The sequence below is a fragment of the Streptomyces sp. 71268 genome (assembly GCF_029392895.1).
Taxonomy (GTDB): domain Bacteria; phylum Actinomycetota; class Actinomycetes; order Streptomycetales; family Streptomycetaceae; genus Streptomyces.
On the sequence record NZ_CP114200.1, the window covers coordinates 87498 to 113973 of the forward strand.

The window sequence follows — 26476 nt, forward strand, 5'->3', positions numbered from 1 at the left end:
CTCGCCCCGCTCGTCCAACCCGACCCGACCCAGCCAGCCAGCCACCGAGTCAGCCAGCCGACCCACCCTAGGCGCCGTTCCCGCCGGGCGCGGTAGGGCGGGCCCTACCCCACACGGTGACCCGTGCCCCACTGATCGGGCGCGCTCCGGCCGGTTGGCTTGCGGCATGAGGATGTTGCCGATTGCTTGGAAGTCCCTACGGGCCCGCTGGGTTGGTCTCATCGGGGCGTTCACGGCCCTGGCGCTCGGCGTCGCGATGACGACCGTGATGCTGCTCGGGCTGGCCACCGCCCTGGCGTTGCCCGGCGGGGAGGCCGTGGTGTCGCTGGTGGCGGCGCTCGGCACGGCGGGCGGGGTGAGCGCCTTCGTGTCGGCGTTCGTCGTCGCCTCCACCTTCTCGTACGCGGTGGCGCAGCGCCGGCGCGAGCTGGGCCTGCTGCGCCTCGCCGGGGCCACCCGGGCGCAGGTGCGCCGGGCCGTTCTGGCCGAGGCCCTGATCCTGGGCGTCGCGGCCTCGGCCGTGGGGTGCCTGCTCGGCCGGCTCGCGGCGCCCTCGATGGTGCGCTGGCTCGGTGACGTCGACATGGCGCCGCGCGACCTCGCGCTCGGTTCGCAGCACTGGCCCCTTTACGCCGCCTTCTGGACCGGCCTGTTGGTGGCCCTGGGCGGGGTGGCGGTGGCCGCCCGGCGGGCGGGGCGGCTGGGTCCGCTGGACGCGCTGCGCGGTGCCGAGGTGGACACCGGGGTGATGACCGCCGGTCGTTGGCTGTGGGGCCTTGGGTTGCTCACCGCCGCGGCCGTCCTGGTAGGCGCGGCCCTGTGCACCGACCCCGCGGAACTGCTGCGCCGCAAGGCGTACACCGTGCGCCCGATGGTGCTGATCTCCGCCTGCGGGCTGCTGGCGCCCGTTCTGGTGCCGCCCCTGCTGCGCGCCCTGACCTGGTGGCCGGCCCGGCGTACCGGGTACGCCGGGCGTCTGGTGCGGGCGAACGCGTCGGCCGCGGTGCGCCGCACGGGAGCCGTGGCCGCGCCCGTGCTGGTGGCGGTGGCGCTGGCGGGCTCGCTGGCCGGGGCGCTGGAGACGGTGAGCGCGGCCCGTACCGCCGAGGCCCGCTCCCGGACCGCCGCCGACTTTGTCGTCGTGCCCCGCGCCGCCTCCTCCGAGGCCCTGGTCGACGCGCTGCGCGCGGTGCCGGGGGTCACCGTCTCGGCGACGGCGCCGACCCCGCTGTCGCTGGTCGAGCCGGACGGCACGGTGGTGGACTCCGAGGCCAGGACCGCCGAGCCGGCCGCCCTGGCGGCGCTGGCGCGGCTGCCGGTGCGCGCGGGGTCGGTGTCGGTGCTGGACGACGGCGGCATCGTGTTGCCCGAGGAGTGGGGGCGCACCAGCGTCGGGGACCCGGTGCCGGTGATCCGCGCGGACGGCAGCCGGGTGACGCTGCGGGTGGCCGCCGTGCTGCGCGACGGCCTGGGCGACAACGGCCTGTACGTCACGCCGCCCAACGGTCCAGGCGCCCGCGTCGACCGCGTCGAGATCAGGCTGACCGGCGCGGCCGACGCCACCACGGTGCGGCGGCTGGACGCCGCGGCCGCCCGGTTCGAGGTGCGCGTCGACACCCGCGAGGAGTGGTTGGCGGCCACCGCCCCCGCCGCCAGCCGCGTGGCCTGGCTGCGCACCGTGTTGGTCCTGGGCCTGGCCCTGGTGTACACGGGGATCGCGCTGGCCAACACCCTTGCGATGGCGACCGTCGACCGGCGTCGCGAACTGGCCCAGCTGCGGCTGGCCGGCGCCACCCGGGCGCAGGTGATCCGCCTGGTGACCGCCGAGTCGGTGCTGGTGGTGGCGGTGGGCGCGGTGCTGGGTTGCGCGGTGGCCGGCGTCCAACTCGGCACCATGCACGCCGGCTTGGCGATGCTCGCGGTGGACGCGCCGCTGATCGTGCCCTGGCGTCCTGTCGCCCTGGTCACGGGCGCGTGCGTGCTGGTCGCGGCGCCGTGCGCGGCGCTCAGCGCGGCCTGGGCGCTGCGGCGGCGGCCGGTGACGGTGGCGGCGGGGTAGCCGGGTCCAGGCCACGGGTGTGCGTCACCGAGGGCCTGGCCGTACGCCGTGGGCCGGTTCGCTCCGGTGACCCGTGCCCGTGGTCGGTCCGCCTCGGCCGGTGCGCGTTGGCGGACCGGGTGGGTTCGGTTACCTCAGGCCGTCTCCGCGACCGCGCGCCGCGCGTCGCGGTCGTAGACGATCTCGCCGTCGACCACGGTGAGGTCCACGTTGACGTCCGGCAGTTCGGCCGGGGTCACGGCCAGCGGATCGGCTTCGAGCACGCACAGGTCGGCGACCATGCCCGGGGCGAGGGTGCCCTTCCAGGCCAGGGCGTGGTCCTGGCGGGCGGGCTCGACCGTGTAGCAGCGCAGCAGGCGGCCCATCCGGCGGCGCGGGTCGGGCGCGGGTCCCATCCACTCGTCGGCGGCCGCGATCTGGCGGCGCCAGTCCGGGGAGAGCACGGGCGCGTCGGAGGTCAGGCACAGGGGCACGCCCTCGTCGAGCGCCGCCTGCAGGGGCCACGCCGCTGCCGCCGATCCCGGGCCGAGGGCGTCGTCCACCAGGGTGCGGGTGCGGACCGCGATCTCCGGCTGGGTGTCCAGGCCCACTCCGAGGGCGGCCATCCGACGCAGTTGCGGCCGGGTCACCAGGTCGCCGTGGATGACGTAGTGGCCCAGGTCGGTGTCGTGCTCGGCGCGGGCGCGTTCGACGGCGTCGAGCGTGATGTCGATGGACCGGTCGCCGGTGGCGTGTACGCCGACCTGGTGGCCCGCGCGGTGCGCGGCGATGATCATCTGGGTGAGGTTCGCCTCGCGCTCGGCGTCGTCGGCGCCGGCCACCAGGAGGGATGGGCTGACGCCGTCGGCGTAGCAGTGGTGTGTGTAGGCCGAGCGCATCGGCGGGATGCCGTCGGCGAATATCTTGACGCCGGCGAAGCGGAGCCAGCGCGGGTCGCTGGTCGTGCCGTCGGTGGCGGCGAGGCCGGTGAGGAAGCTCTCCAGGTCGCTCGGCCCGTCCAGTTCGCCGAACAGCCACAGGGCGGTGACCCTGGCTCTGAGCAGCCCTTCGGCGGCCAGTGCGCGGTACTGCTCGGCGACCGAGGTACCGAAGGCGCCGGTCGCGCCGTGGTCCTCGCCGGGGCCGAGGCCCGGTTCGGTGTAGCTGGTGATGCCGAGCGAGGCGACGAGTTCGCCGGCGCGCAGGATCGCGCGGCGGCGCTCGGTGGCGTCGAGCAGCGGGCGTTGCGGCGCGGGGCCGGGGGCGGCCTGGCCGCCGAAGAGCGTGTCGGGCCACATGGCGCCGAGCCAGGTGGCGTGCAGGTGGGCGTCGTTGATGCCCGGCAGGACGGCGCGTCCGGCGAGGTCGAGGACGCGGGTCGCGGGTCCGGCCAGTGCCATCACCTCGCGCTCGTCGCCGATGCGGGCGACGTGTCCGGCGCGCAGCGCGATCGCGGTCACTCCCCCGCCTCCCGGGCACAGGGCGTGGACCACACCGCCTCGCAGGATCAGGTCGGCCGATGCGTTGCGGGCGTCGCCGTCGACTGTGCGCACGGGTGCTCCTCGTCGCTCTCAGGGTCTCGACATTTGAGTCAACGTCCGTAGACTAACGCATCATCGAGCCCCCGTTGAGCTCGAATCGAAGGAGCTTCGATGGACTTCCCCTCCTCGACCCGCGCCGCCGTCCTCAGCACCCACGGCGCCGGACTTGACCTCACTGACCTGCCGCTTCCGGCGAAAGCCGAGCCGGGCGCGGCCGTGGTGCGCATCGTGTGCACGACGCTGTGTGGCACCGACATCGAGATCTGGTCGGGCAAGATGACCTTTCCCGGCATGCTGCCGATGGTGCTCGGCCACGAGATGATCGGCGAGATCGTCGCCATCGGCGAGGGCACCCGTGACGCCCTCGGACGCGAGCTGTCCGTCGGCGACCGCATCGGCTGGTCCGAGTCGACGTGCGGTGCCTGCCACGGCTGCACGGTGCTGCGCGAGCCGGTCGCCTGCTCCACCCGTGGCTACGGCTTCCTGCAGCGCGCGGACGTGCCCCCGTACGCCACGGCGGGTCTGTGCGAGTACGCCTACGTGGTCCCGGGCGCGGCCAAACTCCTGCTGCCCGAGGCCGTCCCCGACACCTGGGCCGCGATGGCCGGCTGCGCGGCCAAGACCGTCCTGCGGGCGTTCTCCCGCGTCGGCGGCGTACGCCCCGGCTCGCGCGTGGTCGTACAGGGCTCGGGGGCGCTCGGCCTCTTCGCGACCGCGGTCGCCCACCTCAGCGGCGCGGGCTCGGTGATCACCGTCGGCGCTCCGCCGGCGCGCCTGGAGCTGGCCCACGCCTTCGGCGCCACGGAGACGGTGGACATCGCCCACGGGTCCGAGGCCACCGTCGCCCGGGTCCGCGAGCTGACCGCAGGTCAGGGTGCCGACCTGGTACTCGACTTCGCCGGCGCCCCCTCGGTCGGCCGGGAGGCCGTGGAGATGGCCGCGCAGCGCGGGCGCGTCGTCGTCGTGGGCTCCACCGGGCCGACGGCCGAACCGCTGGCGCTCGGCACGGTGATGGGCAAGGAGCTGACCATCGTCGGCTCGCTCAACGGCGACATCGCCGACTACCACGACGCGATCGGCTTCTTCACCTCCTTCGCCGACCGCATGCCCTGGGACCGCCTCTTCGGCACGCCCGTCGGGCTCTCGTCGGCCTCCGCGCGCATCGCCGCGATGAGCCGGCACGAGGAGATCAAGGCCGTCATCGACCCCCGGCTCGCCTGAGCGACCGGGCACATCCGTGGGCACCGCGTGATACCCGGTGACATCCGGAGACACCCGGACAGACCCAGAGATTGAGGAACGACACGTGACCACCACACTGCTCCCCCGGCACCCCATCGGCACCAGCGACCTCGCGGCGTCGGCGCTGTCCCTCGGCTCGTGGCACACCTTCGACCGGATGGACTTCGCCGACGCGGTGGACCTGGTCCGCTACGCGCTCGACCGTGGCCTCAACCTGTTCGACGTGGGCGTCTACGGCCTGCCGGGCCAACCCCCCGTCTTCACCGACGTGCTGTGGGGCGCCGTCATGCGCGCGGTCGGGGTTCCCCGGGACGCCTACCTGGCCTCGGTGAAGCTGTGGATCGAGGGCTTCGACGCGCGGGGCTTCACGCCCCAGTTGGAGAACGCGTTCCTGCGCACCGGCCTCGACCACGCGGACCTGGTGATCCTCGGCGACCTGCGACGCGACGACGTACGCCTGGAGGACCTGGTCGGCGACCTCGCGGCGCTCACCGAGGCCGGGCTGATCCGCGCCTGGGGCGTCAACAACTGGTCGGCGTCCACCATCCACGCCCTGCGCCGCATCGCCGCCGAGCGCGGCGTGCCCGGGCCACAGATCGCGCAGCTCAAGTACAGCCTCGCGCGCCGGTCCATCCCCGACGGGGCGCCCTTCGCCGAACTGTTCGACTCCGGGCTGAGCATGCAGTCGTCGGACGTCCTGGAGGGCGGCATCCTGGCCGGCCGGACCTCACCCGACCGGGAGATCGGCCGCGACCCCGGCGCGATCCGCGAGGCCATCGTGGCGACCGTACCGGCCGTCACCGAACTGGCCGAGAAGCTGGGCGCCACGCCGGCCCAGCTCGCGATCGCGTTCACGCTCAGCCACCCGGCCAACGCCACGACGCTGGTCGGCGCCACCAAGCTGGCGCAGGTGCGGCAGAACATCGAGGCCCTGGACCTGCTGGAGCGGGTCGGCGCCGACGAACTGCGCTCCCTGGTCGAGCCGTTCTGGGTGGACCGCGGCATCGTCGACCCGGAAGGCCCCTGACCGATGACGGCCCCGCCCCGCAGACCGAACCAGGAGCGACCGGTGACCCGCATAACCGACCCGCGCGGCGGACCCGTTGCCCGTGGCGCGGGTGCCGGCACCGCCGCGTCCGCCGACGGCCGGCCCGTACGCGCGCGGCGGCTCACGCGCCCGCGTCCGGGCCCGTGGTGGTGACCGGCATGCCACATCCGAGCCCCGTCCCCTACGACCCGAGCCTGGAACCTGGCCTGGCCGCGTGCCGGCAGCTCATCGAGGGCATCCCGTTGCGGTCCCACACCATCCACGCCAACCGCGCCCACTTCGCCACGCTCGTGCCGCCGCTGGAGACGGCGATCGGCGCCAGCCCGGTGGACTTCGAACACGTCACCGTGGCCGGCCCGGCGGGCGCGCCGGAGGTGGAGCTGACCGTCCTGCGGCCCCGGGGCGGGGTGCGCGGGGCGCCCGGGATCTACGCCATCCACGGGGGCGGCATGATCCTGGGCAACCGGTTCTTCGGCGCGGCCGGGTTGGTCGACGACGTGGTGCGCTACGGCGCCGTCGTCGCGACCGTCGAGTACCGGCTCGCGCCCGAACACCCCGCGCCCGCCGCCGCCGAGGACTGCTACGCCGGGTTGGTCTGGTTCGCCGAACACGCCCGCGACCTGGGCGTCGACCCGTCCCGCGTCCTGGTCGGCGGCGCGAGCGCGGGCGGTGGCCTGAGCGCCGCGGTCGCGCTGATGGCCCGCGACCGCGGCGGCCCCGCCCTGGCCGGGCAGCTCCTGGACTGCCCGATGCTGGACGACCGCAACGAGTCGGTCTCCAGCCGGCAGTACGACGGCATCGGCATCTGGGACCGGCACAACAACGACACCGCCTGGAACGCCGTGCTGGGCGCGGACCGGGGCACCGACGGCGTCTCACCCTACGCGGCGCCCGCGCGCGCGGCCGACCTGTCCGGGCTGCCGCCCGCCTTCGTCACGGTCGGCGCGGCCGAGGTCTTCCGCGACGAGGCCATCGAGTACGCCACCCGCGTCTGGGCCACCGGCGGCCAGGCCGAACTGCACGTGTGGGCCGGCGCGTACCACGGCTTCACGGGCTTCTCGCCGGACGCCGAGGTCTCCCGGGCCGCGGCGGCCGCCCGCGCGTCGTGGATGCGGCGCGTCCTGGGCGCCGGCCGGTCGCGGTGACGGCGGCCGCGCCGCGCGGCGCGCGGGTGATGAGCGCGCGCCGCGCCGCGTTCGTGCTGGGCTCGCTCGAGGTGTTCGGGCCGCTGTCGATGGACCTGTCCATGCCGCTGCTGCCGCACCTCGCCAGGGACCTGGACACCAGCGACAGCCTCGCCCAGGCGTCCATGTCGGTGTGCATGCTCGGGCTGGCGCTCGGGCAGCTCGTGACGGGCCCGCTCAGCGACCGGTTCGGCAGGCGGCGGCCCCTGCTGTGGGGCGTCGCGCTGTTCACGGTGTTCTCGCTGCTGTGCGCGTTCGCGCCGACCATCGAGATCCTGCTCGTCCTGCGGTTCCTGCAGGGCGTCGCCGGGTCGGCCGGCGTCGTCATCGCGCTCGCCGCGGCCCGGGACATCGCCTCCGGCGCCGAGCTGGCGCGGCTGCTCAGCCTGCTCGGCCTGGTCGGGGCGCTGGCCCCGATCCTGGCCCCGGTGGCCGGCGGACAGCTCGCGGCCTTCCTCGACTGGCGGGGCCTGTTCGTGGTGCTGGCCGGCGTGGGCGTGGCCCTGCTGGTCATCTCGGCCACGCTGCTGCCCGAGACCCTGCCGCCCACGCTGCGGCACGCGGGCGGGTTCGCCGAGACGGGCCGCCGCTTCGGCGTGGTCCTGCGCGACCGGCTGTTCGTCTGCTACCTGCTGGTGGGGGCGTGCACCGGTACGGCGTTCTTCACCTACCTGGCGTCCATCAGCTTCGTCCTGCAGGACGGCTTCCACCTCAGCCCGCAGGCGTTCGGCCTGGTCTTCGCGATGAACGCGATCGTCGCGGTGTTCGGGTCGCTGTCCAACCGCGCCGTCGTACGCCGGGCCGGCCCCGCGCGCATGTACGTGCTGGGCACGACGGCGACGGCGGTCGCCGCCCTGGCCCTGCTCGGCACGGTCCTCCTCGGGCTCGGCCTCGGCCCGCTGCTCGTCGTCCTCGCGCTGGTGTTGTTCTGCTACGGCGTGATCAGCCCGAACAGTTCGACCCTCGCGCTCACGGGCCACGGGGAGCGGGCCGGGACCGCGGCGGCCCTGCTCGGCATGTCGAGCTTCGCCGTCGGTCCGGTCGTCGCCCCGCTCGTCGCGCTCGGCGGCGATCCGGAGCTGACCATGGCCTGCACCATGGCCGTCGCCACCACCCTCGCCTGCGTCCTGGTGTGGGCCACGGTCCGCCCCCGCCTGCGGCGCTCCCAGGAGGCCCCCGCCACCGGCGAGCACCGGGCCGACGACGCCGGGGCGGCCCACGGCGCCCTGCGCTGAGCACCCCGCGCTGATCGCCTCGCGCTGATTCACCCCCGCGTACGCCCCCTCGTACGTGCCAGAGCCGCCGCCAGCACCTCGCCGGCGGCGGCTCTCGTGTGTCGCGGCCCGGGCCCTGGGCGGCGACCGGCCGCTACCCGGACCGGACCGGGAGGCGCTCCGTCGACGGGGAACGGACGAAACCGGGTGACGGCCGAAGCCGTCACCCGGTGGTGGGTCAGCCGGTGCTCGTCAGTCGTCCTGCGGGGCCGGCTCGACGATCCCGAGGCCGTCGGCGCCGACCTGGACGGCGGACTCGTCCAGGACGGACTCGGTGACGGGCACCGGGCGGCCGTCCAGGTCGAGGACCGGGGACGCCTCCTTGTACCAGGACTCGATCACCGCGTTGCCCCAGAAGTCCCGGCGGCGGTCGTCGCGGACGTTCCACCGGTAGGTCTCGTGGTCCGGGTCGCCGGTGTAGTAGTCGGAGGTGTAGATCTCCACCCGGTGGCCGTCCGGGTCGCGCAGGTAGAGGTAGAAGGCGTTGGAGACGCCGTGCCGGCCCGGACCCCGCTCGATGTGGTGCTCCTGGCGCAGCGAGCCGAAGAGGTCGGCGGTGCGCAGCACCTGGTGCGACTCGTGGGTGGCCACGCCCACGTGGTGCAGGCGCGGGCCGGCGCCCCCGGTGAAGGCCACGTCGTGGACGGTCTGCTTGCGGTACATCCAGGCCGCGTACAGCTCGTGCTCGTCGCCCTCGATCGTCTCCGAGCAGCCGAAGCCGAGCGCCTCGTAGTGGGCGTAGGCGGCGGGGATGTCGGGGGTGCAGATGTTGAAGTGGTCCAGGCGGGCTATCTCGGCGCCGCGGCGCAGGTCGTAGCGCTGGATGAGGCGCTCGGCGCGCTCGATGTCGTGGAAGAACTCCACCGGGAAGCCGAGCGGGTCGATGACGCGCACGGCGTCGCCGACCCCCGGCGTGCCCGCTCCCTTGGGCACGCGACGCACGGGCCGGCCGAGCGCGGTGAAGTACGCCTCGGCGCGGTCGACGTCCTCGCTGGTGCGCACCCGGTAGGAGATGTGGTCCAGGGCCGCCGTCTCACCCTTGCGCAGCACCAGGGAGTGGTGGGTGAGTTCGTCGGTGCCGCGCAGGCACAGCAGGGACTCGTCCTCGTACTGGGAGTGGAAGCCGAGCATGTCGACCCAGAACCAGCGGGCCCTGGCCAGGTCGGTGACGGCGAGCTGGGCGTACGCGGAGCGGACGACGTCAGGAGGTGTGAGGGTCATGGCAGGTCGCTCCTTGACGGTCACGCGCCGAAGCGGGGGGTGTGGGCCTGGTCGAGCATGACGTGCACGATCTTCGACTCGGTGTAGAAGTCGATACTATGCGCACCGCCCTCGCGGCCAAGGCCGGATGACTTGACCCCGCCGAAGGGAGTGCGCAGGTCACGGACGTTGTGGGAGTTGATCCACACCATGCCGGACTCGACGGCGTGGGCGACGCGGTGCCCGCGCTTGAGGTCGGAGGTCCACACGTAGGCGGCGAGCCCGTACTCGGTGGCGTTGGCCAGCTCCACGGCCTCGGCCTCGTCGTCGAAGGGGGCCACGGCCACGACCGGGCCGAAGATCTCCTCCTGGAAGATGCGGGCGTCGCGCGGGACGTCGGCGAAGACGGTGGGCTGGAGGTAGTTGCCCTCCGGCAGGTGCGCGGGGCGTCCGCCGCCGGCCACCAGCTTCGCCTCCTGCTGCCCGATCTCGACGTAGCCGAGGACGCGCGCGTAGTGCTCGGCGTGGACCAGGGCGCCGACCTCGGTGGCCGGGTCCGCCGGGAGGCCGACCTTCACGCGCTCGGCGCGCTCGGCCAGCCGGCGGGTGAACTCCTCGTAGATCGGGCGCTCCACCAGGACGCGGGAGCCGGCGGTGCAGCGCTCCCCGTTGAGCGAGAAGACGCCGAAGACGACCGAGTCCAGCGCCGCGTCCAGGTCGGCGTCGGCGAAGAGGACGACCGGGGACTTGCCGCCCAGCTCCATCGACGTGGTCTTCAGGTGCGTCGCGGAGCTGCGGACGATGTGCCGGCCGGTGTCGGTTGAGCCGGTGAAGGAGATCAGCGGGACCCCGGGGTGGTCCACCAGCGCCTGGCCGGCCTCCTCGCCGATGCCGTGCACGATGTTGACCACGCCGGAGGGCACGCCGGCCTCGTCCAGGATCTCCGGCCACAGGCTCGCGGACAGCGGGGTCCACTCGGCGGGCTTGAGGACCAGGGTGCAGCCGGAGGCCAGCGCCGGGGCCAGCTTCCAGCTCTCCAGCATGAACGGGGTGTTCCAGGGGGTGATCAGGCCGGCGACGCCGACGGGGGTGCGCACGACGTAGTTGATCTGCTGGTCACCGGCCCGGAACGCCTCCTCGCCGATGGCGACGATGACGTCGGCGAAGTAGCGGAAGTTCTCCGCCGCCCGCCGGGCCTGGCCGCGGGCCTGGGTGATGGGCAGCCCGGAGTCGAAGGTCTCGAAGGCGGCGAGGCGCTCCTCGCGCGCCTCGACGCCGTCGGCGATCCGGTACAGGAGGCGGGCGCGCTCCCGGTTGCCCAGCTTCGACCAGGCGGGGAAGGCGGCCGAGGCGGCGGCGACGGCGCGGTCCACGTCGTCGCTGGCGCCGGCCGCGGCGGTGGCGTAGGGGGCGTTGGAGACGGGGTCGCTGACGGGGAACGTGCGGCCGTCGGCGCTGTCGGTGAGTTCGCCGCCGATCCAGTGGCGGATCCGGGTGGGCAGGTCGGCCGGGCGGCTCGGGGTGGTGTTCGTGGACATGGGTGTCTCTTCCCGTAGCGGAGGGTCAGAGCTGCTGGGTGAGGTCGCCGCCCTCGGCGAGCAGGGCGCGGATGCGGGCGAGGCCGCCCTCGGTGGGCGGGGTGAGCGGGGGACGTACGTGGTGTGAGGCGATGCGGCCCTGCTGCTCCAGTACCCACTTGGCCGGGGCCGGGTTGGTCTCGACGAACAGCAGGTCGACCAGGGGGTGCAGGCGGTAGTGCAGCTCCCGCGCGGCCTCGTGGTCGCCGGCCTCCCACAGCTCGTACATCCGGGCCACGGCGGTGGGCGCCAGGTTGGCGACGGCGGAGACGAAGCCGGCCCCGCCGAGCGCGAGCAGCGGCAGGCACAGCAACTCGATGCCGGACCACACGAGCAGTTCGCGGCCGCAGGCGTGCAGGACGCGGGAGAAGTGCTCGAAGTCCTTGGTGGTCTCCTTGACGCCGACGAAGTTGTCGAAGTCGGTGAACAGCCGCCGCACCGTGTCCGGCGCGATGTCCACGGCGGTGCGCGAGGGCACGTTGTAGGCGACCAGCGGCAGGTCGGGGAACTCGCGGGCCACGGTGGCGTACCACTGGTACAGCGCCTCCTGGGTGGGGCGCGCGTAGTACGGGGTGATGACCAGGGCGGCGTCGGCGCCCAGTTCCCTGGCCGCCGCGGTGATCTCCAGCGTCTCGTCCAGCTTGTGCGAGCCGGTGCCGGGCAGGAACGGCACCCGGTCGCCGATCTCGGCGGCGGCGGTGCGCATGGCGGCGATGCGCTCGGCGGCGCTCTGCGCGGAGGGTTCGCCGGTCGAACCGCCCAGCGAGATGCCGTGTGAGCCGGACTCCAACTGCCAGCGGACCAGGCCCCGCAGGCTGTCGTGGTCCACCGCGCCGTCCGCGGTGAACGGCGTGACCAGGGGGGCGATGGACCCGCGGATGGTGGCGGGGTCGGTGCGGAACTTCATGGGGTGCTCCGTGGGTGGGTGGGTGCGGGCGGTTTCACGGTCGGGTGTCGCGCCACTGCTGGTAGGCCGCCTGCCAGGTGGGGCCGAGCGGGTACAGGCCCTCGATGGCCTCGCCCGCCGCCACCCGCTCGGCGATGAACCGCTCCCGCGCTTCCTGTTCGACGCTGTCGGCGACGAGTTCGCCGGCCAGGTCGGGCGGGACGACGACGACGCCGTCGGCGTCGCCGACGAGGATGTCGCCGGGCTGTACGAGCGCCCCGCCGCAGGCGATGGGCACGCCGGTGTCCCAGGGGACGTGCCGGCGCCCGAGGACGGCGGGGTGCTCGGCGGCGTAGTACGTGGGAAGGTCCAGGTCGGCCACCGCGGCGCTGTCGCGCAGGCCGCCGTCGGTGACGATGCCGGCCGCGCCGCGCACCTGGGCCCGCAGCGCCAGGATGTCGCCGATGGTGCCGGAGGTGGGGTCGCGGCGCGCGTCCATCACCAGCACCTGGCCCGGGCGCAGTTCCTCGACGGCGCGTTTCTGCGCGTTCATGCCGTTGCCGTACCGCGCGAACAGGTCCTCGCGCAGCGGCAGGTAGCGCAGGGTGTGTGCGGTGCCGACGAGCTTGCCGCCCGGCTTGGTGGCGCGCAGTCCGTCGATCGTCATGTGCTGGAAGCCGCGCTTGCGCAACTGGGAGCTGAGGGTGGCGGTGGCCAGGCCGCGCAGCGCGTCGGCGATCGCCTTGTCGAGAGTGGCCTCCTCACGGTGGGCCGGGCCCCAGGCGTCGGCCCGCAGCGCGGCGTCCACGCGCGGCATGGCGCCCCATTCCGCCAACGGGTGTTCCGCGTCGGTGACCTGGTTGCGCAACCGGCCGCTGGTCAGTCCCTGGTCCGGGGCGCTGACCTCGACCTCGACGGTGTCGCCGGGCGATACCACGGAGGCGCCGGCCGGGGTGCCGGTGAGGATCACGTCCCCGGGCTCCAGGGTGACCAGCCGCGACAGGTCGGCTATCAGGGTGCCGAACGGGAAGAGCAGGGTCGCGGTGTCGGCGTCCTGCACCAGTTCGCCGCCCACCCAGGTGCGCAGTCGCAGGGCGGCGGGGTCGAGCGCGGTGGCGTCCAGGAGCCGGGGGCCGATGGGGGTGAAGCCGTCGGCGCCCTTGGAGCGGAGGTTGGAGCCGCGGTCGGCGTAGCGCAGGTCGTACGCGCCGGCGTCGTTGGCCGCCGTCACCCAGGCGACGTGGCTCCACCCCAGCTCCGGGCTGACGCGGTGCGCGCGGCGGCCGATGACCAGGGCGATCTCGCCCTCGAAGGACATCAGTTCACAGCCGCTGGGCCGCGCGATGGCGTCGCCCGTGCCGGCCAGCGAGGAGGGGGGCTTGAGGAAGTAGGACGGCTGGTCGGGGACGCGTCCGCGTTCCCTGGCCCGGCAGGGGTAGTTGAGGTGGACGGCGATGATCTTCGAGGGCTGGGTTCCCAGCGGATGCGGCATGGGAGTTCTCCTGGGCGTGTGCGGCGCGAGGCGCTGGTCGAGGAGGAGGGGCGGCTGTCCGCGCGGGCGGTGGCGAGGAGGCCCGGCACGGACCGCGGCGGCCTTGCTGAGACGACCGGGCAGGTACCACGGTGGAATAATCGTATACGATATCATGCATGGCGGGTCTGGGAAGATGGTGCGCACCGCCAGCGGCGAGGGCGCGACCCGCCCGGCCGCGCGCCAGCGGACCACTGGTTCGCGTACAGGATCGAAGTTCACCGCCGACACCCGAAGTGAGGATGTGCGACCGATGCAGAGTCGAACCGGTCTGACGGTCCGAACGTTCGCCCCCGCCCAGACCGCCGGTCAGCCGCCCGTGCTCCTCGTGCACGGCTTCGGCTCGGACAGCGGCCGGGACTGGATCGACACCGGCATCGCCCGGGCGCTGACCGCGGCCGGGCGCGTGGTGATCGCGCCCGACCTGCGCGGCCACGGGGAGAGCCCGGCCCCCGCGACCGTCGCCGAGGTCGCCGTGCCGGCCCTGGTCGCCGACCTGGTCACCGTGGTGGACGAGGCGGGCGCGGAGGCGTTCGACGTGGTCGGGTACTCACTGGGCGCCCGGCTCGCCTGGGAGTTGCCCTCGGCGGCGCCCGGCCGGCTGGGCCGGGCGGTGCTCGGCGGGCTGAGCCCCGCCGAGCCGTTCGCGGCGGTGGACGTGACGGCGCTGCGCCGCGCGGTCGCCGACGGCATCGAGCCCGCCGACCCGTTCACCGCGATGATCGCCGGCATGGTGCGCGCCCACGGGCCCCGGGCCACCGGCCTGGCCCGCTGCGTGGAAGGGCTGCGCGCCACGCCCTTCGCTCCCCGGTCCTGGGCCGGCGCCACGCCACCGGTCTTCGTCGCCGGGACGGACGACGTGATGACCCGTGGCATAGAGCAGGTCGCCCGGTCGGTGGACGGGGCGCGACTGGTCTCGGTCCCGGGCGACCACCAGGGGGTTCTCGCCGGGGACGCGTTCCGCCGTACAGTCCTGGAAGTGCTCGCGGGGTGAACGTGGGAGTGGACAGCCGGGGTCGCGGTGCGACCGACCGGCCCGGGGTAGGGAAGCAGCCATGAGTACGACGGAGAAGCGGTCGGGCGGTACGGGGTCGAAGGCCGAGCTGAGCTACGACCTGCTGCGCTCGCGCATCCTCGACGGCACCTACGGGCCCGGCTACCGGCTGGTCCTCAGCCAGCTCGCGCGGGAGGCCGGGGTCAGCACGATCCCGCTGCGCGAGGCGTTGCGCAGGCTCCAGTCCGACGGGCTGGTGGAGGTCGTGCGCAACATCGGCGCCCGGGTGGCGGTCTTCGACGCCACGCAGGTCGAGCACTCGCTCCAGGTCCTGGCCCGCCTGGAGGGGTACGCCACCGCGATCTCCGCCGCCCACATGTCGGCCCCGGACGTGGAGCGGTCCCGGCAGGTCAACGCCCGTATGACCAAGGCGTTGGAGGACTTCGACCCCACCGCCTTCACCGCGCTCAACCGGGAGTTCCACTTCTCCCTCTACGCGCACTGTCCCGACGCGCACCTGGTCGCCCTGCTGGAGGCCGAGTGGGCCCGCCTTGACCACATGCGTCGCTCGACCTTCAGCTACGTCCCCGGGCGGGCCCGGCGCTCCGTCGCGGAGCACGAGCGGATGCTGGAGCTGATCGAGGCGGGCGCGCGGCCCGAGGAGATCGAGCGAGTCGCCTGCGCCCACAAGATCGCCACGGCCGACGCGCTGCGCCAGGCACAGACCGCGCCCTGAGACGCGCCCCGGCCCGGCAGGACCCTACGGCGCCCTGCCGGGCCCGGGGGCGCGCGCTCGCCCGGGGGCGGATAACCGGTAGTGGGCAAGACGTTGGCTTGGCAGGCTTGCGCCATGGACTCGCAGCCCCACGACGTGCCCGGCCTCTCCTGGCTCGGCGACCCGATCGACGCCCGCCCGCTGTTCGCCCCGGAACAGGCCGCGCTGATGGCCACGTTGCGCGGGCTCGCGCCCGCCGACTGGGACCGGGAGGCGGTGCCGGGGTGGACCGTGCGCGATCTCGCCGCGCACGTCCTGGGTGACTTCTACGGGCGCCTCGCCCGCGACCGCGACGGCCACCGGGAGGGGCCCGCCCCCGCGCCGGGCGAGACGTTGGAGACCTTCATCCACCGCGTCAACCGGGAGTGGGTGACCGCCTTCTCGCGGGTGAGCCCCGCAGCGCTCACCGACACCCTCGACCTGATCGGCCCGCAGATCGTGCGCCTCTTCGCCACCAGCGACCCGCACGCACCGTCGCTCGGCGTGTCCTGGGCCGGCGTGGACCCGGCCCCGACGTGGCTGGACAGCGCCCGCGACCTCACCGAGTTCTGGACCCACCGCCAGCAGATCCGCCGCGCCGTCGGCCAGGCCGTGGACCCCGACCCCGCCTCGCTCGCCGTGGTCCTGGACACCTTCCTACGGGCCCTGCCGCACACCCTGCGCGAGGTCGCGGCCCCGGTGGGCACGCAGGTCCGGGTGCGGGTCAACGGCCCCGCCGGGGGCACCTGGACCGCTACGGCCACCGGCCCGCGCTGGTCGCTCGCCGAGCCGGACGCGGGACGCCCCGCCTCGGTCGTACGCCTGGACGCGGACACCGCCTGGCGCCTGTGCGTCCGTGACATCCAACCCGAGGCCGCCCTGGCCCGGGCCGATGTCGAGGGCGACCGCGAGCTGGCCGAAGCGGTCTGCCAGATCGTGTCGATCGTCTACTGACCGCGTCCACGCCCGGTCGCCCCTTCTCACCGTGCTCAGTCGTCCGGAATCCCTGGCGCGCGATCGTATACGATCAGGTATCTCACCTGTTAGGTTGAGTCGCATGTCCACCACCGACTCGACTGCGGGTGCGGTCGGCGCGGCCGAGGCCGCGCGGGAATCCGGGGGCACCGTCGTCACCGTCACCGGCGAGGTCTCGCCGGCCGCGCTCGGCGCGGTCCTCCCCCACGAACACCTTCTGAGCGACTACGCCACGCCGCACGACACGGCGGAGTCCTGGGCGGCCGTCGGGCGCTCCCGTCCCACGGCCGCGAGCTGGCAGCCCTACCAGGCGCCGCTGACGATGGAGTTGCTCGGCGACGTCGGCCTGGGCGCCGCCAACCGGGACAACTGGCGGCTCGACGACGAGGAGTTGGCCACGGCGGAGGCCGCCGCGCTGCGGCGCGCCGGCGGCGGCACCCTGGTGGACGCCACGGCGCCGGGCCTGGGGCGGCGGCCGGCGGCGCTGCGCCGCATCGCCGAGGCGAGCGGCCTGCACCTGGTCATGGGCTCGGGCCGCTACCACCCGGCGTGGCCCGCGGGACCGGCCGACCTGAGCGCCGAGCGCCTGACCGAGGAGATCGTCTGTGATCTCACCGAGGGGGTGCGCGGGGTCCGGGCGGGCGTCATCGGTCACCTGGCCGCGCTCGACCCCACCGCCCCCGCCGAGCGCGCCGTCCTGGTCGCGGCGGCACGGGCGTCGGCGGCCACGGGCGCCGCGATCTCGCTCAGCCGCTCCGCCGACGCCACCACCCAGCAACGGGTGCTCGACGTGCTCGCGGCCGAGGGCGCGGACCTCGCGCGGGTCGCCGTCGGACGCTGCGACGGGCTCGCGCCGCGCCCGGACGACCTCGAACCCCTGCTGGAACGCGGGGTGTTCGCGCAGTTCGACCAGCTCGGCCGGCTGCCGTCGGTGCACAGCGTCAGTGACGACCAGGACGTCGCCGCGGCCGTGCTCGAACTCGCCCGGCGAGGTCACGCCGAGCGCGTCCTGCTCTCCCAGGACGTGAGCACCAAGGCGCAGTTGCTCGCCTACGGCGGGGGCGGTTACGGCTTCGTCCTGACGCAGTTCGTGCCGTACCTGAGAATGCTCGGCGCCGACGACGCGCTCGTCACCACGCTCACCGTGGACAACCCCCGGCGCCTGCTCACCCTCACCCACCGGAGGGCCGCGTCGTGAGCCGCTACCCGTTCGAGATCCCGGACATCGCCGGCAAGGTGCTCACCGTCGCGGGGCCCGTGGACCCGTCGGTCCTCGGCCAGACGCTGATGCACGAGCACATCTTCGTGGACCTGCGACGGCCGCCCGGCTTCCACCGACCCGGCGAGGACTCGTCCGAGGCCGCCGAGCCGCTCACCCTCGCCAACCTGGCCCGCACCCGGCACGGCCACCCCAACGCCGACAACGACCGGTTGGCCGACTTCGACGAGATGCTGGCGGAGGTGAGCGCCTTCGCCCACGCCGGGGGCGGCACGGTGGTCGAGGTCTCCCCCATGGGGTTGGGCCGGGACCCCGAGTCGCTGCTGCGGCTGTCCCGGGCCAGCGGGCTGCACATCGTCATGGGGGGCGGCTGGTACACCCCCACCTTCCACCCGGCGGACATGGCCGAGCGCGGTGTCGACGCGTTGGCCGACACCATCGTGCGCGACATCGTCGTCGGGGTCGGCGACACCGGCATCCGCTCGGGCGTCATCGGCGAAGTGGGCGCGGAGAGCGCGCCGTTGACGGAGAACGAACTCAAGAGCGTGCGCGCGAGCGGCCGGGCGAGCAGGGTGACTGGGGCGCCGGTCACCTTTCACGTCGGCGGCGTCGGCGAGGACAAGCTCCGGGTGCTCGACATCCTCGCCGAGGAGGGTGTGGCCGCGTCCAACGTCATCCTGGGCCACGCCATGGAGGTCATCACCAACCCGTCGCTGGGCGAACGCGTGTTGGCGCGCGGCGTGTTCGTGGAGTTCGACTTCCTCGCCTCACCCGGCAGCCCGTGGGGGCACCTCGTCCTGACCAGCGACCACAAGGTGGCCCGGGGCATCGCCGAACTCGTCGAGCGCGGGTTCGCGCGCCAACTCCTGCTCGGCCACGACGTGTGCCAGAAGATCCAGCTCAAGCGGTACGGCGGGCAGGGTTACGACTACATCCCACGCCACTTCCTGCCCGCCCTGCGCCGGCTGGGCGTCAGCGAGCACACGCTGCACACGATCATGGTCGAGAACCCGGCGCGCGCCCTCGCGTTCGCCAAGCCTCGGTGACTGGCCACCCTCGCCACCCAACCGACCACCCGTGAGGGAGCACCATGCGCGTTTTCCCCGTCCCCTTCGACCCCACGCTGAGCGCGGTGCTCGACGCGCTGCCCCGTCCCGCTGGCCCGGAGTTGTCCCTGGCGGACGTTCCGAAGCTGCGCGAGGCCGCGACGGCCTTCCCCACGCCGCCGATCGCCGAGGTCATCGGCGACCGGGACATCGACGCCGAGGAGCTGACGGTTCCCGGCCCCGGCGGCGCGCCCGACCTCGCCGTCACCGTGCTGCGCCCGCGCCGCCAGGTGGTGCCGGCCCCGGGCCTGTACAACATGCACGGCGGCGGCATGATCAGCGGCCATCGCCACCAGGACGCGGCCCGCCTGGCCGACCTGGTGGAGGAGTTGGGGGCGGTCGCCGTCAGCGTCGAGTACCGGCTCGCGCCGGAGCACCCGGACCCAGCGCCGGTGGAGGACTGCTACGCGGGCCTGGTGTGGATGGCGCGCGGCGCCGCGGAGCTGGGCGTCGACCCGGGCCGCGTCGTCGTCATGGGCGGCAGCGCCGGCGGCGGCCTGGCGGCCGGGGTCGCGCTGCTCGCCCGGGACCGCGGCGGGCCGCCCCTGGCGGGGCAGTTGCTGCTGTGCCCGATGCTCGACGACCGCAACACGACGGTCTCCAGCCACCAGTACGACGGCAGCGGCACCTGGCAGCGGTCGATGAACCTGCTGGGGTGGCGGGCCCTGCTCGGCGACCGGACGGGCGGCACGGCGGCGCGGGTGTCGCCCTACGCCGCCCCGGCCCGGGCCCGCGACCTGTCGAACCTGCCGCCGGCCTTCGTCGAGGCCGGCAGCGCCGAGCTGTTCCGGGACGAGGACGTGGCGTACGCGTCCCGGATCTGGGCGGCGGGCGGCCAGGCGGAGCTGCACATCTGGCAGGGCGCTTTCCACGGCTTCGACGTCTTCGCCCCGGACCACGAGGTGACACGGGCCGCGCTGGCCACCCGCCTGTCCTGGCTACGCCGCGTGCTCGACCGCTGAGGCGCGGCGTCGCTCCGGCGCCCTGGCACGGGCGGCGACCGCACCCCACCACGGAGCCCTTGTCGGGCCCGCACGCCGAAACATAAGGTTTGGCCTCAAACGAGATACGCCGGCCCGCCCTCGCACACTCCCCCCCGCGAACCCCACCCCACCGACCACCAGCCAGAAAGGCCATCGATGCCGGAGACAGCGGACCTCATCCTGACCGGCGGCTCCGTGCTGACCATGGACGACGCGTTCACCGTCGCCCAGGCGGTCGCCGTCACGGCCGATCGCGTCGTCGCCGTCGGCACCGACGCGGAGATCACCGCGCTCGCCGGGCCCGGCACGCGGGTCATCGACCTGGCCGGCCGGACCGTGCTGCCGGGTATCAACGACTCCCATCTGCACGCCGCGGCGTGGGCGCTGACCAGGCCGCCGTTCGCGCTGGACGTGGGCCACCCCACCGTGCGCTCGATCCACGACGTCACCGGGGCGGTCCGGGAGGCCGCGGCCCGCACCCCCCGCGGCGAGTGGATCACCGGCCTCGGCTGGGACGTCGGCTACCTGGCGGAGTGCCTGGCCGACCAGGCCCGCCGACCGCACCGGAGCGACCTGGACGAGGCCGCCCCCGAGCACCCTGTCTGCCTGACCGACTTCTCCGGCCACATGGTCTGGGTGAACTCAGCGGCGCTCGAACTCGCCGGGATCGCCCGCGAGACCCGGTCACCCTCGGGCGGGGTGATCGAGACCGACGCCGTGGGGGAGCCCACCGGCATCCTGAAGGAAACAGCGCAGGCGCTCGTACAGCGGCTGGTGCCACCCGCGACGGTGGCCCAGCGCAAGGAGGCGATCCGGTCGGCCGTCGCGGCGCTGCACGCCGAGGGCATCACCAGCTTCACGGAGCCCGGCCTCGGGCCTGGCGGCGCCGAGATCCTCGGCGGCGGACTCGACACCGGCACCCTGCACGCCTACGTGGAGCTGGCCCGGGCCGGCCAACTGGCCGCGCGGGTACGGGTGTTGTTGCTGCCCGCGCCCATGGGCGGCTCGGCGGCCGACGTGACCGCCGGCCTGCGCGGGCTCGCGCTGCCACAGGACGTGGACGAGCGGCGGCTGGCCGCCATCGGGGTCAAGGTGTTCGCCGACGGGGTGCCGCCGAACGAGACGGCCTGGATGCACGAGCCCTACCCGGGGGGTGGCCACGGGGCGCTGTGCGTACACGGCGCCGACGCCGGCCTCAAGCAGGCCGAACTCGCCGAGATGATCCGGGTGGCGCACACGGCCGGGTACCAACTGGGGGTGCACGTCACCGGCGACCGGGCGATCGACGCCGTGGTCGACGCCTTCGTGGCCGCCCAGCGGGCGCATCCGCGCCCGGACGCGCGGCACTACGTCATCCACGGCGACTTCGCCTCGCCCGGGAGCCTGGCCAAGCTCGCCGCGCACGGCTACGGCATCAACATGAACCCCGCCATCAAGTGGACCATCGCGGACCTGATGGACGACGTCGTCGGCCGCGAGCGGTCGGACTACCAGTGGCCGGTGCGCTCGGCGGCCGAGGCGGGGATCGCCGTGTGCGTGGGCTCCGACGCGCCGATCACGATGCCCAACTGGCGGCAGGGCGTCGCCGCGATGCTGCTCCGCGAGTCCAAGGCCACCGGCCGGGTGAGCGGCCCCGACCAGCGGGTCTCGCTGGAGACGGCGCTACGCGCCTACACCGTCAACCCGGCCAGGCAGGACTTCGCCGAGGAGTGGAAGGGCACGATCGAGCCGGGCAAGGTCGCCGACCTGTGCGTCGTGGGCGGCGACCTGCGCGCCACCGACCCGCACGACATCGTCGACCTGCCCATCGACCTGACCGTCCTCGACGGGGAGATCGTCTTCGCGCGCGAGTCCGCCGACAGGTGACCGCGTGGCCCGCGTGCACCACACCGCGGAGGCCGACCGTCCGCCCCACGGAAACCAGAGATTCCGCATAGCAGAACACATGCCTTCAACCATTCCGCTCTACAGATCACTTGCCTACATTGAGGCTCCTGGCCCCGCGGAGGCGGCCGAGGTCACGGTGGGCGCGCGTACCGCCGTACGGAACGGACCGCGGGGCACGAGCCCCACGGCGCTTCGGCGAGCACCGTACGCGCGGGGCGGCACGGCCGGGCCCGAGCGCCCCGAGCATCGCGCACGCGGCCGTGGCCCGCCCCTTGAGCCAAGGAGATCCCATGAAGGCTGTACCGGACGAGGCCCCGGGCCCGGTGGTGGGTGCGGGGGCCGAGCCGGATACGGAGGTGACGCGGGGGCGGCTGCGGCCCTGGCACACCCTGTGGTTCCTGTTGCTGCTGGGTTGGACCGTCAGCGCGGCCGACCGCGCCGTCACCGGGCCCGTGGTCTCCTGGATGATCGACAACGGTGTGGGCTTCCTCGCCGAGGCGGACAACCCGCACGCCCTGGGCGGGCTCATCGGCGGTCTCTTCTTCGCGGGTTACATGCTCACCCAGTTCCCCGGCGGCTACCTCGGCGACCGCTACGGACACCGCACGCTGATCGTGGTGAGCCTGCTGTGGGCCGGCGTCGCCACCATCCTGACCGGCTTCCTCGGCGGGCTGATCGCGTTCATCGTCGTGCGCGTGGTGACCGGGCTCGGCGAGGGCGCGTTCTACTCCAACGACCGCACCCTGATCACCGCCGCGACGCCGGAGCGGGACCGCAGCCTGGGCATGGGCGTGGTCATCACCGGGCTCGCCTTCGGCATCACCATCGCCATCGTCGGCACTCCGCACTTCATCGACGTGGGCAAGGTGTTCCTGCCCGACGTCGACGCCTGGCGGATGGCCTTCTGGATCCTCGGGGTCGCGACACTGCTCGTCGGCATCGCCACCACCTGGTACTTCCGTGCCCACCTCCAGTGGCGCACCGTGTGCCGGGCGACCGCGCACCTGGGCGCGTACGCGTCGGTGTCCCTGGTGCTGATCATGGCCGTCTACCTGATCGGCGACCGCTCCGGCCTGTCGGACCTGTGGATCGCGCTGCTTGAGGTCGTACTCGCCGCCGGACTCGTCCTGTTCGCACTGACCCGCAAGGGCGCGGAACTCGGCCCGGTACTCAGGGACCGCGACCTGTTCCTCATCTACCTCGCCAACATCGCGATCCTGTGGAACCTGTGGTTCTTCAGCTTCTGGTCCGTGTCGATCGTCGCGGGCGCCGCGCACTCCTCGTTCGCGAGCGCCGCGCTCACCGCGGGGTTCAACGCGGGCGCCGGCATCCTCGGCTTCCCCGCGGGCGGCTGGCTCTCGGACCACGGCGTGCGGCGCGGCTGGAGCCGGAAGTCGATCATGCTCACGTTCACCGGCGTCCAAGCGCTGCTCACCGTCGCGTTCGCCTGGTACCTCAGCGCGACCGACCGGCCCTCGCTGTGGGTGATGGGCGTGCTGCTCTTCTTCGCCAGCCTGTTCTTCAACGCCCTGCAACCGGTGGGCCACGCGCTCACCGCCGACCTGGCGCCGCCGGAGCTGCGCGGCTCCGCCTTCGGCATGCAGAACCTCATCGGCGAGACGGGCGCCGTGCTCTCGCCGGCCGTGGGCGGCGTGCTGCGTGACTCCACCGGGAGTTGGACCGCGGCCGTGTGGCTCGACGCGGCGATCGTCGCCGTCGGGTTCTGCCTGCTGGTCGGCGTCCGCTCCCGGCGCCCCACACCCCCGTAACCCCGCTCCCCCGCCGGGCCGCCCGCCTCGCCCCGCCCGAAACGCCCCGCCTCCGCGAGCGACAACCCGGCGCCGGGCACCGGCGGGCGACGCCCGCGAACCACCCTCACAGAACGAAGGAACCCTCACGATGCGCACCGTCCGCGACGCCGCCTTCGACGTCATGCGTCAGCACGGCCTGACGACCCTCTTCGCCAACCCGGGCTCGACCGAGGTGGCCCTGCTCGCCGACCTCCCCGACGACCTCGCGTTCGTCCTCGCCCTCCACGAGGGCTCGGTGGTCGGCGCCGCCACCGGCTGGGCGATCGCGCGCGAGCGGCCCGCGCTGGTCCTGCTGCACACCACCGCCGGGCTCGGCAACGCCGTGGGGGCCCTGGCCACCGCGCGGGTCAACCGCGCGCCTCTGGTGGTGCTGGTAGGCCAGCAGGACCGCCGCCACCTGGCCCAGGAACCCTTTCTCGCCGGCAACCTGGCGGGGCTGTGCGGCGAGTATCCGGTGCGCGTGGAGACCCCGATCCGGGCCCAGGACGTGCCGGGCGCCATCGGCCGGGCCGCGCACGCCGCGACCACCCGGCGCGGTCCGGCCCTGGTGATCGTGCCCATGAACGACTGGGCCGAGCCGGCCGAGGACCTCCCGGTGCCCGCGCCGGCCACCCTCCGGCAGGCCACCGGAGCCGACCCGGAGGCGGTGGCGCACCTGGCCGACCTGCTGGCGGAGGCGCGCTCCCCCGCGTTGATCGCCGGGTCCGCCGCCGACACCGAGGCGGGCTGGGCCGCGCTCACCGCGCTGGCCGAGCGGCTGAACTGCCCGGTGTGGCAGGAGTCCTTCGGCGCGCGCGCCGGCTTCCCCCAGGACCACCGGCTGTTCGCCGGCCACCTGCCCGGCGACCGCGCCCGGCTGCGGGAGACCCTCGCGCCGTACGACCTGGTGCTCGCGGTGGGCGCCCCGGTGCTGCGCCAGTACGCCTACATGGAGGGGCCGTTGGCGCCGGCCGGAACCCGGCTGGCGCTGCTGACCGACGACACCGACGAGGCCCACCGCGCGCCGGTCGAACTGGCGGTCCTGGGCCCGCTGCCGGCGTTCTGCGCGGCCCTTGCCGAGCGGGTCCCGGCCCGCGCGCAGGCCCCGGCCATTCCCGCGCGGGTCGAGCGGCCCGCGCCGCCGCGGCCGGACGAGGCACTGCGGGCCGCGCACGTGCTCTCCGCCCTCGCCGAGCGCCTGCCCGCCGACGCGGTGGTGGTCGAGGAGACCCCGTCGAGCCGCCCGGAGCTGCACGCGCTGGTGCCGGCCCGGCAGCCGCTCGACTTCGTCAGCGCCGCCATGGGGGGCCTGGGGTTCGCGCTGCCCGCCGCCATCGGCATCCGGATGGCCGCGCCGAAGCGCCCGGTGGTGGCCGTCGTCGGCGACGGCTCCTCGCTCTACCAGATTCAGGCGCTGTGGACGGCCGTGCACTACGAGGTCGGCGCCGTCTTCGTCGTGCTGGCCAACGGCCGGTACGCGGTGATGGACAGGCTTGCCGAAAAGCATGGTGGCAAGGCACCCTGGCCCGCGTTCGACCAGGTCAGCGTCTGCTCGCTCGCCGAGTCCCTGGGCTGCCCCGCTCGCCGGATCACCCGTTACGACGAGTTGGTCAGCGAGCTGGGCTCCCTGGTCACCACGTTCGAGACGCGCACGGAGCCGCTCGTCCTGGAGGTCGCCGTCGAAGCCGAGACGGCCTTCCAGCCGTGAGGCCCACCTGTCCCACCCCCGCACTCGACCGCTCAGCTTGGAGACTGTGATGTCCCTTCTCGACCCGTCCCTCTGGTCCGGCAAGGTCGGCATCGGCGGCTGGAGCCCAGCCGCCGGCGGCCAGACCTCCGTCGTCGAGCCGGCCACCGGCGAAACCCTGGAGCGCGTCGGCTCCGCCAGCCCCGAGGACGTCGCGCGCGCGAGTGAGCGCGCCGCCGCGGCCCAGCGCCAGTGGGCCCGGACGCCCTACACCGAGCGGGCCGCGGTGCTGCGCCGGGCGGGCGACCTGTTCACCCGGCACGCCGACGAGATCCACCACTGGCTGATCCGCGAGGCGGGTTGCGTACCGGGAAAGGCCTCGTTCGAGACCAACCTCGCGGCCCAGGAGTGCTACGAGGCGGCCGCGCTCGCCTCCCGTCCGCTCGGTGAGCTGCTGCCCTCGGCCGAGCCACGGCTGAGCATGGCCCGGCGCCTGCCGGCCGGGGTGGTGGGCGTCATCGCGCCGTTCAACGCACCCCTGGTGCTGGCCACCCGCTCGGTGGCGCCGGCACTGGCCCTCGGAAACGCCGTGGTCCTCAAGCCGGACCCGCGCACGGCGGTGTGTGGCGGCGTGGCGGTGATGCGGGTCTTCGAGGAGGCCGGGCTGCCCGAGGGCGTGTTGGCGCTGGTGCCCGGTGGCGCCGACGCCGGCCACCAACTCGTCGTCGACCCGCACACCCAGGTCGTCTCGTTCACCGGCTCGACCGCGGCCGGCCGCAAGGTCGGGGCGACGGCGGCGGAGCACCTCAAGCGGGTGCACCTGGAGCTGGGCGGCAACTCCGCCATGATCGTGCTGCCCGACGCCGACCTGGAGCGGGCGGTGTCCACCGCCGCCTTCGGCTCCTACTTCCACCAGGGCCAGATCTGCATGACCACCGGGCGCCACCTGGTGCACGCCTCGATCGCCGACGAGTACGCCGAGCGCCTGGCGCACAAGGCGGAGCAACTCACCGTCGGCGACCCGGCCCGGGAGGAGGTGGCCCTCGGGCCGATCATCGACGCCCCGCAGCGCGACAAGATCCACGCCCTGGTGACGGCGAGCGTGCGGGGCGGCGCCCGGCTGGCCGCCGGCGGCACCCACGAGGAGCTGTTCTACCGGCCCACGGTCCTCACCGAGGTCACCGACGCCTCCCCCGCGTACACCGAGGAGGTCTTCGGCCCGGTCGCCCCGATCCGCGCGTTCTCCGACGTGGACGAGGCGGTGGCGCTGGCCACGGCGAGCACGTACGGGCTCGCGCTGAGCGTCCTGACCCGGGACGTGATGCGGGGGTTGGAGGTGGCCGAACGCGTCCCGGCCGGTCTGGTGCACATCAACGACCAGACGGTCAACGACGAGGCGCTCGCCCCCATGGGCGGCGTCGGCGCCTCCGGCACCGGCGTCCGGTTCGGCGGCACGGCCAGCCTTGCGGCGTTCACCGAGACGCGCTGGATCACGGTGCGCGCGCAGGAGGCCACCTACCCGATCTAAGGTGTGCGAACGAGCGCGGGCGGTCCCATGCC

At 74.2% G+C, this 26476-nt stretch carries 20 protein-coding genes; 15 read left to right on the forward strand and 5 right to left on the reverse strand.

The annotated features are described in order from the left end of the window. The first annotated feature begins 166 nt into the window (after window positions 1-166). Window positions 167-2059: an ABC transporter permease gene (locus OYE22_RS00405; RefSeq protein ID WP_277318482.1), complete on the forward strand. Its 1893-nt coding sequence runs from the start codon at window positions 167-169 to the stop codon at window positions 2057-2059. Window positions 2060-2193: 134 nt separating this feature from the next. Here OYE22_RS00405 and OYE22_RS00410 read toward each other — a convergent pair whose 3' ends face one another. Next, a complete protein-coding gene (locus OYE22_RS00410; RefSeq protein ID WP_277318483.1) occupies window positions 2194-3591 on the reverse strand; it encodes an amidohydrolase family protein in 1398 nt (465 codons plus the stop codon). Between the two features lie 99 nt (window positions 3592-3690). On the opposite strand from OYE22_RS00410, the gene OYE22_RS00415 reads away from it, so the two are divergent. The 4 genes from OYE22_RS00415 (at window position 3691) to OYE22_RS00430 (ending at window position 8288) form a co-directional block, all read left to right on the forward strand. Further along, window positions 3691-4800: a zinc-binding dehydrogenase gene (locus OYE22_RS00415; RefSeq protein WP_277318484.1), complete on the forward strand. Its 1110-nt coding sequence runs from the start codon at window positions 3691-3693 to the stop codon at window positions 4798-4800. Between the two features lie 85 nt (window positions 4801-4885). Further along, window positions 4886-5848 carry an aldo/keto reductase gene (locus OYE22_RS00420; protein ID WP_277318485.1) on the forward strand — a complete coding sequence of 321 codons (963 nt, stop codon included), beginning with the start codon at window positions 4886-4888 and terminating at the stop codon, window positions 5846-5848. 179 nt (window positions 5849-6027) lie between these two features. Then, entirely contained in the window at window positions 6028-7014 is a 987-nt protein-coding gene (locus OYE22_RS00425) for an alpha/beta hydrolase fold domain-containing protein (RefSeq protein WP_277318486.1), read from the forward strand. 29 nt (window positions 7015-7043) lie between these two features. After that, the gene (locus OYE22_RS00430) at window positions 7044-8288 is read left to right on the forward strand and encodes a multidrug effflux MFS transporter (RefSeq protein ID WP_277318487.1); all 1245 of its coding nucleotides are present in this window, start codon (window positions 7044-7046) and stop codon (window positions 8286-8288) included. Window positions 8289-8519: 231 nt separating this feature from the next. Here the strand turns inward: OYE22_RS00430 and hpaD are convergent, their stop codons facing one another. The 4 genes from hpaD to OYE22_RS00450 are packed head-to-tail and all read right to left on the reverse strand — an operon-like array spanning window position 8520 to window position 13482. Further along, entirely contained in the window at window positions 8520-9548 is a 1029-nt protein-coding gene (hpaD, locus tag OYE22_RS00435) for a 3,4-dihydroxyphenylacetate 2,3-dioxygenase (protein ID WP_277318488.1), read from the reverse strand. 20 nt (window positions 9549-9568) lie between these two features. Beyond that, the gene (gene hpaE / locus OYE22_RS00440) at window positions 9569-11065 is read right to left on the reverse strand and encodes a 5-carboxymethyl-2-hydroxymuconate semialdehyde dehydrogenase (protein WP_277318489.1); all 1497 of its coding nucleotides are present in this window, start codon (window positions 11063-11065) and stop codon (window positions 9569-9571) included. Window positions 11066-11090: 25 nt separating this feature from the next. Beyond that, on the reverse strand, window positions 11091-12011 hold the full coding sequence (dapA, locus tag OYE22_RS00445; RefSeq protein WP_277318490.1) for a 4-hydroxy-tetrahydrodipicolinate synthase: 921 nt from the start codon (window positions 12009-12011) through the stop codon (window positions 11091-11093). 34 nt (window positions 12012-12045) lie between these two features. After that, window positions 12046-13482 carry a fumarylacetoacetate hydrolase family protein gene (locus OYE22_RS00450; RefSeq protein WP_277318491.1) on the reverse strand — a complete coding sequence of 479 codons (1437 nt, stop codon included), beginning with the start codon at window positions 13480-13482 and terminating at the stop codon, window positions 12046-12048. A 292-nt stretch (window positions 13483-13774) separates the two neighbouring features. Between OYE22_RS00450 and OYE22_RS00455 the strand changes: the two genes are divergently transcribed. The 10 genes from OYE22_RS00455 (at window position 13775) to OYE22_RS00500 (ending at window position 26444) form a co-directional block, all read left to right on the forward strand. Beyond that, window positions 13775-14515 carry an alpha/beta fold hydrolase gene (locus OYE22_RS00455; protein ID WP_277318492.1) on the forward strand — a complete coding sequence of 247 codons (741 nt, stop codon included), beginning with the start codon at window positions 13775-13777 and terminating at the stop codon, window positions 14513-14515. Between the two features lie 61 nt (window positions 14516-14576). Further along, entirely contained in the window at window positions 14577-15251 is a 675-nt protein-coding gene (locus tag OYE22_RS00460) for a GntR family transcriptional regulator (RefSeq protein ID WP_277318493.1), read from the forward strand. A 114-nt stretch (window positions 15252-15365) separates the two neighbouring features. Next, complete coding sequence (locus tag OYE22_RS00465) at window positions 15366-16223, forward strand: maleylpyruvate isomerase family mycothiol-dependent enzyme (RefSeq protein WP_277318494.1); 858 nt, start codon at window positions 15366-15368, stop codon at window positions 16221-16223. 103 nt (window positions 16224-16326) lie between these two features. After that, window positions 16327-17442: a phosphotriesterase gene (locus OYE22_RS00470; RefSeq protein WP_277318495.1), complete on the forward strand. Its 1116-nt coding sequence runs from the start codon at window positions 16327-16329 to the stop codon at window positions 17440-17442. Continuing rightward, window positions 17439-18509 carry an aryldialkylphosphatase gene (locus OYE22_RS00475; protein ID WP_277318496.1) on the forward strand — a complete coding sequence of 357 codons (1071 nt, stop codon included), beginning with the start codon at window positions 17439-17441 and terminating at the stop codon, window positions 18507-18509. The genes OYE22_RS00470 and OYE22_RS00475 overlap by 4 nt, the downstream gene beginning before the upstream one ends. 44 nt (window positions 18510-18553) lie before the next feature. Next, window positions 18554-19531 (forward strand): alpha/beta hydrolase, encoded by a 978-nt coding sequence (locus OYE22_RS00480; protein WP_277318497.1) that lies wholly within the window; start codon window positions 18554-18556, stop codon window positions 19529-19531. A 177-nt stretch (window positions 19532-19708) separates the two neighbouring features. After that, on the forward strand, window positions 19709-21418 hold the full coding sequence (locus OYE22_RS00485; protein WP_277318498.1) for an amidohydrolase: 1710 nt from the start codon (window positions 19709-19711) through the stop codon (window positions 21416-21418). Window positions 21419-21729: 311 nt separating this feature from the next. Next, window positions 21730-23208: an MFS transporter gene (locus OYE22_RS00490; RefSeq protein ID WP_277318499.1), complete on the forward strand. Its 1479-nt coding sequence runs from the start codon at window positions 21730-21732 to the stop codon at window positions 23206-23208. A 130-nt stretch (window positions 23209-23338) separates the two neighbouring features. Further along, on the forward strand, window positions 23339-24937 hold the full coding sequence (locus tag OYE22_RS00495) for a thiamine pyrophosphate-dependent enzyme (RefSeq protein WP_277318500.1): 1599 nt from the start codon (window positions 23339-23341) through the stop codon (window positions 24935-24937). Between the two features lie 49 nt (window positions 24938-24986). After that, window positions 24987-26444 (forward strand): benzaldehyde dehydrogenase, encoded by a 1458-nt coding sequence (locus OYE22_RS00500; protein WP_277318501.1) that lies wholly within the window; start codon window positions 24987-24989, stop codon window positions 26442-26444. Window positions 26445-26476: the final 32 nt, after the last annotated feature.